Annotated in this window: 9 protein-coding genes; 5 read left to right on the top strand and 4 right to left on the bottom strand. The window is 42.3% G+C overall.

All coding sequences use genetic code 11. The features are described from left to right. Positions 1-2 precede the first annotated feature (2 nt). The 4 genes from V6M43_RS18035 (at position 3) to V6M43_RS18020 (ending at position 6,970) form a co-directional block, all read left to right on the top strand. A complete protein-coding gene (locus tag V6M43_RS18035) occupies positions 3-824 on the top strand; it encodes an SAM hydrolase/SAM-dependent halogenase family protein (RefSeq protein WP_332737737.1) in 822 nt (273 codons plus the stop codon). Between the two features lie 119 nt (positions 825-943). After that, on the top strand, positions 944-3,997 hold the full coding sequence (locus V6M43_RS18030; protein ID WP_332737734.1) for a glycosyltransferase family 117 protein: 3,054 nt from the start codon (positions 944-946) through the stop codon (positions 3,995-3,997). Positions 3,998-4,297: 300 nt separating this feature from the next. Then, the gene (locus V6M43_RS18025; RefSeq protein WP_332737732.1) at positions 4,298-5,392 is read left to right on the top strand and encodes a vWA domain-containing protein; all 1,095 of its coding nucleotides are present in this window, start codon (positions 4,298-4,300) and stop codon (positions 5,390-5,392) included. Between the two features lie 42 nt (positions 5,393-5,434). Further along, entirely contained in the window at positions 5,435-6,970 is a 1,536-nt protein-coding gene (locus V6M43_RS18020; protein WP_332737730.1) for a magnesium chelatase, read from the top strand. Between the two features lies 1 nt (position 6,971). On the opposite strand, the gene V6M43_RS18015 is transcribed toward V6M43_RS18020, so the two are convergent. Then, positions 6,972-7,862, bottom strand: a complete 891-nt coding sequence (locus V6M43_RS18015) for a hypothetical protein (RefSeq protein ID WP_332737728.1) — start codon at positions 7,860-7,862, stop codon at positions 6,972-6,974. A gap of 56 nt (positions 7,863-7,918) precedes the next feature. Continuing rightward, complete coding sequence (murB, locus tag V6M43_RS18010) at positions 7,919-8,944, bottom strand: UDP-N-acetylmuramate dehydrogenase (protein WP_332737726.1); 1,026 nt, start codon at positions 8,942-8,944, stop codon at positions 7,919-7,921. Positions 8,945-8,966: 22 nt separating this feature from the next. Here murB and V6M43_RS18005 point away from each other — a divergent pair, with 22 nt between their 5' ends. Further along, a complete protein-coding gene (locus V6M43_RS18005; protein ID WP_332737724.1) occupies positions 8,967-9,638 on the top strand; it encodes an NAD(P)H-binding protein in 672 nt (223 codons plus the stop codon). 2 nt (positions 9,639-9,640) lie between these two features. On the opposite strand, the gene priA is transcribed toward V6M43_RS18005, so the two are convergent. Together priA and V6M43_RS17995 are read right to left on the bottom strand one after the other, a co-directional pair. Further along, positions 9,641-12,130, bottom strand: a complete 2,490-nt coding sequence (priA, locus tag V6M43_RS18000) for a replication restart helicase PriA (RefSeq protein ID WP_332737722.1) — start codon at positions 12,128-12,130, stop codon at positions 9,641-9,643. Continuing rightward, positions 12,123-12,884, bottom strand: a complete 762-nt coding sequence (locus tag V6M43_RS17995) for a lysophospholipid acyltransferase family protein (RefSeq protein WP_332737720.1) — start codon at positions 12,882-12,884, stop codon at positions 12,123-12,125. The genes priA and V6M43_RS17995 overlap by 8 nt, the downstream gene beginning before the upstream one ends. Between the last annotated feature and the right edge of the window lie 2 nt (positions 12,885-12,886).

The raw sequence follows: 12,886 nt of genomic DNA, 5'->3' as shown, positions 1-12,886 counted from the left end.
TCATGGCAATTATCACCCTAACATCAGATATTGGTCTGCAGGATTATCTAACAGGCGCTGTTAAAGGACAGTTGCTTCAAATAGATCCTGCTTTCAATATTGTGGATATTACCCACCAGATAAGTCCCTTTAATTTCCCCCAGGCGGCTTATATCTGTCGTAATGCCATTTATAATTTCCCCGACCATACTTTCCATATAGTAATGGTGAACCTTTTTGAGCGTCGTCCTGAACAATTACTTCTGGCTTTTCACCGCAACCAGTATATTTTATGTGCCGACAACGGGCTTCTTTCAATGATACTTGAAGAATCACCGGAAATTGTAATTGGGTTACCATTAGATAAACTTGAATATAGGAATACCCTTTATTGTACAAAGGTATTTGGAAAAGCCATCTATGATATCAATAACGGCAAACGCTTAACTGAAATAGGTGAAGCTGATACCAGTTTTAATGAAAAAAATCCACTTAAGCCGCTATTAAGTGATTCATGGATTGAGGGGCAGATCATATATATAGATAATTTTGAGAATGTGGTAGTTAACATTACGCGGGAACAATTCGAAGCCCAGCGTAAGGGAAGAAGCTTTAATATAGTTTTCAAAAGAGATGAGGTCATAGAAAAGATCTGTGAAACCTATGCTGATGTTCCGGAGGGTGAAAAGCTGGCAATGTTCAATGCGGCAGGATACTTGGAGATTGCTATTAATAAAGGGAATGCGGCCGGACTTTTCGGATTGCAAGGCTATCTGGAACAGGCACAGAATGCATATCTCCAGAACAGATTGTTTTACCAGACCGTAAAGATCTTCTTTGGATAATTATTAATTTTCACATTTATTTAGTTAACCCTAAAAAAGTAAGCCATTACCTTAGGCGTTAGGCCTTTGCGATGCGCAGAGTCTTATATTTGCCTCGCTTTACAAATAACCAACCACTTATGAAGTTTAACAAAGTGAACACCGTTGCCGGCTGGCTCATCTGTGCAATTGCCTGCTCCGTTTACCTGCTTACAATGGAAGCCACCGCCAGTCTCTGGGATACTGGTGAATTTATTTCAAGTGTATATAAGTTACAGGTACCACACCCCCCAGGCGCCCCCCTCTTTGTTCTTCTTGGGCGTCTTTTTGTTGTCATATTCGGGGGAAGTAACCCGGCACTCGCAGTAAATATAATGAGTGCACTGAGTAGTGGATTTACCATACTTTTTCTATTCTGGACGATTACCCATTTTGCTAAAAAACTGGTAGCGCCCGGTGGAGTTGAGCCAACAGGCAATCAGATATTTGCTATTATGAGCGCAGCTGCTGTTGGTGCGCTGGCGTATACTTTCAGTGACTCTTTCTGGTTCAGTGCAGTAGAAGGTGAGGTTTATGCGCTATCCTCACTGTTTACAGCCCTGGTTTTTTGGGCAATTCTCAAATGGGAACATCATGCCGATGAACCTGGTGCTGACAAATGGATCGTATTCATCTTTTTTATGATGGGATTGTCCATCGGCGTTCACCTGCTGAACCTCCTTACCATTCCTGCGATAGTAATGGTTTATTACTTTAAACGATATGAAGCTACTCCATGGGGAACATTCTGGGCCTTCATAATGGGATGCCTTATCACAGGATTTGTTCAGGTTGTTGTAATACAGTGGTCGGTTAAACTGGCAGGATGGTTTGATGTGCGGTTTGTAAATAATTTCGGAATGCCATTCTTCTCAGGCTTTATTTTCTTTTTTGTATTGCTTGGGGTACTATTATGGTATGGACTTCGGATTGCGAAAAAGAACCATTGGAACTTCCTTCGCCTCGGAATATGGTGCGTGATTTTCATGTTGATGGGCTATTCCAGCTATATCACCACCATGATCAGGTCTAATGCCAATCCGGCGGTAGATATGTACAATGTAGATAACCCTAATTCTTTGGTGGGATACCTGGGAAGGGATCAATATGGTGATTTCCCCCTGTTATACGGCCAGGTGTTTACCGCCTCTCCTGTTGACTATGAGCAAACAGGTATGAAGTATTCCAGAGGTACAGATCGATATGAAGAGGTAGGTTATGATATCAAGCCTGTTTATTCCGGGGAGGACAAAATGCTCTTTCCAAGAGTTTGGGATGCAAGTAATGACCAGGGCCATGCAAACTTCTACCGTGATTGGCTGGGTCTTGCCGATGGTGAAAGGCCAAGCATGGGCGATAATATAAAATTCTTTTTTGGCTACCAGCTGAACTGGATGTACTGGCGATATTTTATGTGGAACTTTGCAGGGAAGCAAAATGATATTCAGGGTTTTGGTCCGGGCAACGCCAGAGATGGAAACTGGATAAGTGGAATTTCCTTTCTGGATGATCTTCGTCTGGGAAACCAGGATGCCTTGCCCGACAGTATCAAGAATAACAAAGCAAATAATAAACTCTTCCTCCTACCCTTCCTTCTTGGAGTATTAGGTGCTATATACCAGTATTTCGCCAATCGTCGTGATTTTATAGTAGCGGCACTCCTGTTCTTTTTCACCGGTTTAGCCATTGTTCTATATCTAAACCAGGCGGGCAACCAACCACGTGAGCGAGATTACGCATATGTGGGTTCGTTCTATGCTTTTGCTATCTGGATAGGACTCGGTGTACTTCAGGTAAGGGAATGGCTGATGCGTAAAACAAGCGAATCGGTTTCAAATATGGTTGCAGCAGCTGTATGTATGATTGCAGTTCCTGTAGTAATGGGCGTTCAGGAATGGGATGACCATGACAGAAGTAAAAAAACCCTGGCTCGTGACCTCGCCAAAGATTACCTGGAAAGCTGCCCGCCCAATGCTATTCTGATAACTTTTGGCGATAATGATACATATCCGCTCTGGTATGCACAGGAGGTGGAAGGAATTCGTCCAGACATACGGGTGATCAATAATAGCCTTCTCGGGATCGACTGGTATATTAACCAGTTAAGGTATAAAATCAACGAGAGCGATCCTATTGATGTGATCTGGTCTGCAGATCAGATACAAGGCAGGAAGCGCGATTATATAGTTTACAATCCAAGGCCAGATGTAAACCAGGAAAAATATTATGACCTGTATGATGTAATGAAGAATGTTGTAGGCAGTGAAGATCCGGCTTTCAAGGTTGCCCTTACTGGAGGCGAAAGTATTAACTACCTTCCTGCTCGCCGGTTTATTCTGCCTGTGGATGAACAACTGGTAAGAAGCAACGGAACTGTAAATAAAGATGATAGTGTTATCTCACAGGTTCCTGTTGTGATACCAGAAAATAAGAATACGCTTCTTAAGAATGACCTGGCCATCCTTAATATAATTGCAGCTAATAAATGGAAAAGACCCATTTGTTTTACTGCTCCGTATACTGCTTCCGAACTGGGTTTTGAAAACTTTGTTCGTAAAGATGGTCTTACTTATCGCCTGGTGCCTGTTTCTAATAATACTGGCATTAATACTGAATGGATGGTTGATAAGCTGATCAACAAATTCTCCTTTGGCAGTGCAGATAAAAAGGGCGTTTATTTCGACGAACAGAACAGGCTCCACCTGAATACCATCCGTGCAGCCTATGCAGATGGCGCGGGCGCCCTTGCCGACCTGAATCGGAAGGATGAGGCGAAAAAACTGCTTGACATTGCTGACAAGGGAATTTTAGAAGAGAACAACCCATATGCGATGGTTTCCAAGAACAACCAGCATAATTACTTCACCTTTAAGTTCCTCGAGGCATCCTATAAAGCCGGGCATACCGCTATGGCCGATAAGGTATCAAAGGCATTGCATAAAGATTTCGAACAGCAGCTTAGCTATTATAGCCAGCTTCCTGAAAGGAAGCAGGAAGCGATGAGGAGCGAGATCGCCGGCACGCAGCAGCTAATGCAGATGTTAGATATGCTGGAGAAGAATTACAAAGGGGGAAGCAGTATTCAACCATCCCTTGAAGGAGGTGGTTTAATTGGACCGACAGATTCTGTGCTGCCAACCGACAGCCCACGATAGGTTTTTATATTTTTTATAAAGGGGCCGTTTCAAACTAATTTGAAACGGCCCCTTTTTTTAACAATTGCCGCTGTTCCAATCCCCACCTAATGGACAACCATACTCGGGGTCCCTATCTGGTCCCTATCTGGTCCCTATTTTCAGGTACCCAAATATGTCAATATAGGCTACATTTAGGGGGGATTTTCCCGGTTGTGCTCTTCCACAGAACCATCTCTTCCGTTTATGTGTTTAAGTGTCTGACACATGTTCGGAAGATGTTCGAACATATCACGAACATGTGTCAGACACCTAATTAATATGAAAGGGTTCCAATTCACCGGTTTTCGTCCCGAGGAGGGAAAATCTACGTTTGAGCAGTTGCTGGAGTTGTTCATCCAATTGCTTACTTATACTAACGGGGATGTGGGGGAAGCATTGCAATGGTTAAACCAGATAGATCGTGAATATGAGCTCACGAGGCCTGATTATGGAATGGGGGATTTTATAGATGACCTTAAATCAAAGGGGTATATAGATGAGGACCCTGGTAACGGATCTATTAAGATCACACCCAAAACAGAACAGGGAATTCGAAAAAGGTCGCTTGAAGAAATTTTCGGTAAACTAAAGAAAACGCGCCAGGGTAACCACCAGACCTTTAAACCCGGAGGTGGTGATGAACAAAGTCCGGATACAAGGCCATTTCGTTTTGGTGACCAGATTGAACAAATCGATTTTACTGAGAGCATACGCAATGCCCAGATCAATCACGGCATTGAGTCATTCAATATGCAGGAAGATGATCTCCAGATCAGGGAAACTGATTTTAAAGCGCAAACCTCAACGGTTTTGATGATTGATATCTCCCATTCAATGATACTATATGGTGAGGATCGCATTACTCCGGCAAAGAAAGTTGCGATGGCATTAAGTGAATTGATCACCACCAAATATCCAAAAGATACATTGGATATAGTTGTTTTTGGCAATGATGCCTGGCCGGTAGAAATTAAAGACCTGCCTTACCTGCAGGTGGGGCCATTTCATACCAATACAGTGGCGGGATTAGAACTTGCAATGGACATCCTTCGCAGACGAAGAAATCCTAATAAGCAGATATTCATGATCACGGATGGTAAGCCAACCTGCCTGAAAATTGGAAAACGGTATTATAAGAACAGCTTCGGGTTAGACCGAAAGATCACTACCCGTTGTCTTAACCTGGCAGCTCAATGTAAGAAATTGAAAATTCCAATTACGACATTTATGATCGCATCAGATCCTTATCTGCAGCGATTCGTAAATGAGTTCACTGAAACCAACCAGGGTAAAGCATATTTTGCCTCTCTTGATCATCTTGGAGCTTTTATATTCAAGGATTTTGAAAGTGGCAAAAGGAAGACCTTATACTAAGGGATAATATACCCCAAACAAAAATTTCAAAGCAACAAATAAATGAATCATAGTTCAATAACAACACTCGGCGAACTGAAGGCTACCGGATATAAAGCAAGGTCGGTACGAGAAGAAATAAGGCAAAATCTGGTAAAAAATCTTTCTTCCGGTAAGAAAAGTTTCGAAGGTATTATAGGTTATGATGAATCTGTTATTCCAGATACAGAAAGGGCGCTGCTTAGCAAGCATAATATTCTATTCCTTGGGTTGCGGGGGCAGGCGAAAACACGTATGGCCCGTCAAATGACCAATCTGCTTGATGAATATGTTCCTGTTGTTGCAGGTAGTGAAATCAATGATGATCCCATGTTGCCTGTTTCTAAATTTGCAAAAGACCAGATTGCACAACATGGCGATGAAACCCTTATCCATTGGCTTCATCGTTCTGAAAGATATGGGGAGAAGCTGGCCACACCTGATGTAAGTGTAGCCGATCTTATTGGTGATATCGATCCTATTAAAGCTGCCAATCTCCGGTTGAGTTTTGCCGATGAAATGGTTATTCACTATGGTATAATTCCCAGAAGTAACAGAGGCATTTTTGTGATAAATGAATTGCCCGACCTTCAGGCAAGGATACAGGTTTCACTATTTAATATTCTTGAAGAGGGTGATGTACAGATCAGAGGATTCAAACTACGGATGCCGCTGGATATTGTTTTTGTATTTACTGCTAACCCAGAGGATTATACGAATAGGGGGTCGATTGTAACGCCTTTGAAGGACAGGATCGAAAGTCAGATACTTACCCATTATCCAAGGAACCTGGAAGATTCACTTGCTATTACAGAACAGGAAGCAACTATTGCTGAGGAGCAATCAAAAAGAGTGCTGATAGGAGATTTAGTAAAAAGACTCATTGAGCAGGTTGCATTTGAGGCACGAAACAATGAGTATGTTGACAAGAAAAGTGGTGTATCTGCACGACTCACCATCAGCGCCTTCGAAAATGCAATAAGTGCTGCAGAGCGCCGCGCAATCATTAATAAGGAAAAACAAACACAGGTATGGATAAGTGACCTGGTAGGTATCATACCATCACTTACCGGGAAAATTGAATTGGTGTATGAAGGTGAACAGGAAGGCCCCTACCAGGTGGCGATGAATCTTGTTGACAAGGCAATACGCTCACAGTTTATTCTATATTTCCCTAATCCGGAGACGCTGAAAAAACGCCGCGGTACAGGTAAAGAATCCATGAAGGGAGAAGAAAATCCCTATAAACCCATCACCAATTGGTTTGATTCGGGTAACCATATTGATATCTTATTCAACCTTTCTGATAAGGAGAAACTCATACAGTTATATGCTGTTGATGGACTGCATGCATTGGTTAAAAAATACTTCCCAAAAATAAATGATAAAGAATCTGCTTTATGGATGGAATTTGTTCTCCATGGACTTGCAGCTCATTCCTTAATATCAAAGAAAATTATTGATAACAGGATAGAGTTTAAAGACCTTATGGGCTCGATGGTAAATCTGGGAAGCAGTACTTTCCGTGATGAAGATTACGACAGCGAAGATTTTTCATAGTTTAATTTGTCTTCTTTTTACCCAACATCATTCCCAGCTTAAGGCCTCCTGAAAAAGCCAGGCCTGGGCTGCGGGTGGTGCGGATCACACTGAAATGATGGGCAGTATATTCATCGGAAGCACTACTCCAGTTATTATCATCAGATTTCACATTGTCAAATGCATAGCCTAATCCCCCGTAGATATCCACTAAAAAAACATCAGAGAAGACCCACTGTTTACCCAGCTCAACATTCAATGCGCCATAAAAAGTAGTGGTGCGTTTGGTGTTGACGGTATTGGTTTTATACTCCAGAATATTTTCACCGTAAACTCCGGTGTAAAATACTGGTTTAATATAAGAACCCTGCAACAGATGGGCATACCTGACACTTCTATTAATGAAATCAGGCGTTCGGATAAATTTGTATCCGATTCCAAGTCCAAGGCCGGCAGCATTTCTCTTAACCTCACGGTAACCAATATTCGGGTCGTAATAACTTAATTCGACCATATCATTTCTGCCAAGACCAATAATGCTAACTGTTGCTTCAATGGACCTTCCTGGCGCTAAGCTTCTTTCATATCCAAGTTGGGTATGCCCGAAAATGGGAGAAAGAAAATTCAGCTTTATTGCATTTCTTGATTGGCCGGCATATAGCTCAGGATCTTTGAGATTACTCTGGTAAGTTTCGGTACGACCGCTCTCAAAGACTATTTTAAGGATCCTGTCCTTTTCAATCGCATATGCAGGGCCTTCCGGTTCTTCAAACAATTTGTAACGGATTTCATCCACCCCTATCTCCAGAATTTTGACCTTAAGGATAGAGCCACCTTTCTTGTATATTTTGTCCTGGCTGAAAGATTTTAATCCGCAAAAAAGCAGGATCAGGAAGATTGATAAAAGGCGCATATTGATAGGGTTTGGAAGATTGACAACAAACCTAATCAAACTGTTGCTTTGAAAACTTAAATAATATTTACTTCCCGCTCAAGAATGACCCCGAACCTGAATTCCACACTTTCAATAATTTCCTGGCTTAATGCGTAAATCTCGGATCCTTTTGCTTCGCCATAATTCACTAACACAAGGGCCTGCTTTTCATGGCATCCGGCATCTCCTTTCCGCCATCCCTTCCACCCACATCGCTCAATCATCCAGCCAGCAGCGAGTTTCACCTGATCTCCCGGTAAGGGATACCCGATTATTTCGGGATACTCCAGTTTTAGTTCCTCAAAGTATTCCCTGGTAACCGTGGGGTTTTTAAAGAAACTTCCGGCATTTCCGATTTGAGAAGGATCAGGAAGCTTTGAGCGGCGAATATTGCAAACAGCCTGTGAAATGGCTCGGATACTCAATTCCTGTGTACCCATTTTTTGTAATTCCTCCCTGATTGCTCCATAGCTGGTATGAAATACCGGCCTTTTATTCAATCGGAAAGTAACATTGAGTATAACAAATTGGCCTTTATATTTATTCTTGAACACACTTTCCCTGTAACCAAATTCACAATCTTCTTCTGTAAATGTATGTACCTTTTTATCCTGAAGATGGTATGCTTCCAGATCCCAGAAAACATCCCGCAGTTCTACTCCATATGCACCAATATTCTGCATAGGTGAAGCACCAACATTACCCGGGATCAGCGAAAGATTCTCCAGCCCTGCCCAACCATTCTCAATGCAGTATTGAACAACGGAATGCCAGTTTTCACCTGCGCCAACCTTTACATATACATATGCATCATCTTCATGAAGTTCTTCAATACCCAGGATTTCGTTTTTAAGAACCCATCCATCAAAATTTTTAGTAAGTAAAATATTGCTTCCGCCTCCTAACACAAATAGTTGCTGATTTGTAATGGAAGCATGTTGTACAGCTGAAAGTAAGGCTTCCAGATGTTCAACTTCAGCGAAGGAGCCAAAATACCTTGCAGTTGCTTCTATGCCGAAACTGTTTAACTTACGAAGAGAAAAATTTTCATGAATTTGCATGGTACAATAATACTTCAAAGATATGGGCCGAAAAGCAACAGTCCTCGGATCAAGCGGATTAATTGGCAACGCCTTACTTAACTACCTTTTAGCCGACGATTATTATAGCGAAGTGCATGTACTTGTACGACGTTCGCTGGAGAATTTCCATCCCAAACTCAGGCAGCATATTATTGACTTCCAGAATCAGGAGGCTTACCGCGAAGCGATTTCGGGAAGCGAAACAGTATTTTGTGCTATAGGCACCACAATGAAAAAGGTTGAAGGGAACCATGATGATTATCGAAAAGTTGATCATGATATCCCGGTAATGGCAGCCTCCGTTGCAGCAGAAGAGGGGGTTTTTAATTTTATACTTGTTTCCTCTGTTGGGGCCAATGCTTCCAATAACAATAACTTTTACCTGAAGCTTAAGGGAATAGTAGAAGAATCGGTGAGTCGGAAAAATATCCCGCAAGTACAAATATTCAGGCCCAGCCTGCTCCTTGGCGACAGAAAGGAGAAACGATTGGGTGAAAGGATGGCCCAGGTATTAGCTCCGGTTTACTCAATTTTCATGCTGGGAACTGCGCGGGATTTTAAACCTGTTGAGGCAACTGTTGTTGCGAAAGCAATGCTTGCCGCGTCAAAACAACAAACAAGAGGAATTTTCATTCATACTTATAACAGCATTCTAAAATTAGCTGGTAAATAATGTTAGATCGGATCAATATCAGGAGTCACGATTACAGATTTGTAGGGCGGTTGCTGGTGTAGATGTGCCGTTAATAACTGGATCTGGTCCTTGCATTGTTGCAATAAGTGAAGATCTTTAGGAAGTTTGATCATTAGTTCCATCAGGTATTGGTTCCGAACACGGTTTACTACCGGAGCTGCCGGACCAATAAGATATGCTCCGAAAACGGGCTTTAGCCAATCTGCTATCTGCCGTGCGGCTCCTGCAACCACTTCAGGTTGTTTGTGGCGAAACCTCAATTGAATCATCCTGCTGAAAGGAGGATAGCCAAATTGGTGACGGCTTTCGAGTTCTGCTTTAACAAATGACTGGTAATCGTGTAGCTGAACATATTTTAATACCGGGTGGCCGGTATTGCGTACCTGAATCAATACTTTTCCCTGATCCCCTTTACGGCCTGCCCGTCCACTTACCTGCTCCATCAATTGAAATCCCCGCTCATTCACCCGAAAATCAGCGAAACCAAGTATAGCGTCAGCATCCAGAATGCCAACCAGCGCTACGTGCTCGAAATCCAATCCCTTTACAACCATTTGAGTGCCCACCAGTATATCTATGCGCTGTTGTTCAAAAAGCTGGATCAATGCATCATGCGCATGTTTGCCTTTAACTGCATCGATATCCATCCTGGCTATCCTTGCTTTTGGAAAAAGTTCCTGCAGGGTTTCTTCTATTCTTTCAGTTCCGAAATTCTGCTGCGTGAAATGGTGATTGCCACAGGCTTCGCAGACGCTTACCGTTGGGTATATGGTTCCGCAATAGTGACATATAAGCTTATGCTTGATCTTATGGTATGTGAGAGAAACATCACATTGCTGGCAGTGTGGTATCCAGCCACAGGACTGGCATACTTGGTAGGGCGAATAACCCCTCCTGTTCTGAAAGAGAATTACCTGTTTATTATTAAGTATACTTTCTGTAATTGCCTTTTCAAGATCTGGTGATATGATCACTTTAGATTTATCAGGAGTTTGAATCTTCTTTGTATCTACCAGCATAATTTCCGGCAGAGCAATATCACCGTATCTCTGGTTCAATTCAACCAACCCATATTTACCCTGTTGGGCATTATAATAAGATTCCAGGGAAGGAGTTGCACTACCTAAAATTGTACGGGCCGAAAATAACTGGGCAAGGTATATACCAGCATCGCGGGCATTGTACCGGGGAGCAGGATCCTGTTGTTTAAAGGAGGAGTCATGTTCTTCATCGCAGATAACAAGGCCAAGATTCTGAAATGGCAGGAAAAGTGAAGACCTGGCTCCTAAAATAATCCGGGCTTCACCCGATTTCACTTTATTCCATAATTCCACCCGTTCATTTGGATTAAATCGCGAATGATATATTACGATATAACCTCCGAAATATTGCTGTAAGCGACGTATGACCTGGGCTGTTAGGGCAATCTCCGGCAGCATATATAATACCTGCTTACCCTGTTTGATTGCCTCTTCCATCATCTTCACATATACCTGGGTTTTACCACTTGATGTGATGCCATGCAGCAGGCATACTGCCTTCTGCTCAAGGGAATTTCGTAAATCATTGAGGGCTTCTAATTGTTGTTCGGACAATGTAAAATTAATATTCACTTCCCTGGCCACACTATGCAGGCGATCAACAGATCGCTTCTCCGCAATAAGAATTCCCTTTTCCAATAATCCCTTTAACTGGGCAGCAGATGCACCTGATTTTTTCAGCAATGCAGGTTGAGTAACTTCACCTTCTGTTTTATGCAGATGTAGAAAAGCAAGGAGGAGTTCCAATTGCTTTGGTGCTCTCGACCAGTTATTCATCAGTTCTGCCAGTGCATCTTCCTCATGATATTCTGGTTTAAGAAGTATGAATGTTTCGCGTTTCTCTTTATAGGTTTGTTTTAATTCTTCCCATACAAAGCAGAGATTTTTATCAAGCAATCGCTTGATAACAGGATAGACATGGGATGCATCCAGTAGTTGCTGAATTTCGGTAAGTCGTAATTGGTTTCGTATAGAAAGAGCTTCGGCTACAAGAAACTCTTCATCGTCGAGGTTAGAGAAATCTTCACCGGCCTCCTCATTAAAAACTAAAATTGTTTCACTGCTTAATTTGAAATGAGTGGGTAAGGCTGCCTGCATAACCTCCCCTTCACTACATAGGTAATAATGGGCCATCCATTCCCACAAGGCAAGCTGCTGTTGATACACAATGGGCGCATCATCTAAAACATTCAGTACATCCTTGGGTTCAAATGCAGCTGGTTTTTCCTGATGAAGTCGCTTAACTATACCGGCGTACTTCTTATTCCTTCCAAGAACCACTTCAACACGCACACCGGGTTGAATGGCAGCAACCATCTCAGATGGTACATGCCAGGTATAATTCCGCGGCAATGCCAGTGGAAGAATCACTTCTACATACCAGCTTTCGGCATTTGTATTAAAAAAATCGATATGGGCCGGTTCAGTCAATGTTGCTATTTTTCTGGTAACGGTTCAAAGCCTCAGCCATTTCATCAAATACTTTATTCTTTAATTCAGGTATATGTTGCAGATCATAGTCCATAACACTAACCATTGGTAAATATACTGCCCTGCTGGTTCCCGGATTAAGGGAAAACACCGATCCATACCAGAGTCTTTTAACGGTATCAGGAAAAATTATTGGCTGGATTGGTGTTTGCGTTTCAATAGCGATCCGGAATGCACCATCATAGAATGATTTGAGGGGATGAGCAGTTTCATTGAAGGTGCCTTCGGGAAATATGAAAATTGAAATGCCCTGCATTAGCATTTTCTTAAGCACTCCCACCGACCTTGCCCGCTGTGCAGCATCCTTTCTATTCACCATTATTACTGCATTACGGTATACAAAACCAAAAATCGGTATGCCAGCCATTTCCTGTTTTCCCAACACACGTACAGGCTCGCGTATCACTTTAACGATCATTGGAATATCAAGGTAGGAAATATGGTTTGCGATAAATATGCATGGTCTTTCCTCTGATGGCTTTGCCTCATGAATAACGGGAACCCTTATACCAATGAGAAATAACCATATATCAGCCCATATGCCACAAATTGCATAAATCATATTTCCACCCTTAATCTTTCCATAAAGGGAAGCAATAAAGAATGCGGGCAAAAGTATTAACAGGAGAATTGTGAAGGCCAGAAATCCATAAATGCTGAAGAGGACCAGGGCGATTCTTTCTAAGAACTTCATGA

It is taken from the genome of Flavihumibacter sp., assembly GCF_036676075.1.
In the GTDB taxonomy this organism is placed as follows: Bacteria; Bacteroidota; Bacteroidia; order Chitinophagales; family Chitinophagaceae; genus Flavihumibacter.
This window is presented reverse-complemented; position numbering and strand designations above follow the sequence as displayed.

Bases quoted from the DNA above. Each gene is read 5' to 3' on its own strand.
- V6M43_RS18030 (WP_332737734.1), top strand. From the start codon at position 944: ATGAAGTTTAACAAAGTGAACACCGTTGCCGGCTGGCTCATCTGTGCA.
- V6M43_RS17995 (WP_332737720.1), bottom strand. From the start codon at position 12,884: ATGAAGTTCTTAGAAAGAATCGCCCTGGTCCTCTTCAGCATTTATGGA.
- V6M43_RS18020 (WP_332737730.1), top strand. From the start codon at position 5,435: ATGAATCATAGTTCAATAACAACACTCGGCGAACTGAAGGCTACCGGA.
- V6M43_RS18005 (WP_332737724.1), top strand. From the start codon at position 8,967: ATGGGCCGAAAAGCAACAGTCCTCGGATCAAGCGGATTAATTGGCAAC.
- murB (WP_332737726.1), bottom strand. From the start codon at position 8,944: ATGCAAATTCATGAAAATTTTTCTCTTCGTAAGTTAAACAGTTTCGGC.
- V6M43_RS18025 (WP_332737732.1), top strand. From the start codon at position 4,298: ATGAAAGGGTTCCAATTCACCGGTTTTCGTCCCGAGGAGGGAAAATCT.
- V6M43_RS18035 (WP_332737737.1), top strand. From the start codon at position 3: ATGGCAATTATCACCCTAACATCAGATATTGGTCTGCAGGATTATCTA.
- V6M43_RS18015 (WP_332737728.1), bottom strand. From the start codon at position 7,862: ATGCGCCTTTTATCAATCTTCCTGATCCTGCTTTTTTGCGGATTAAAA.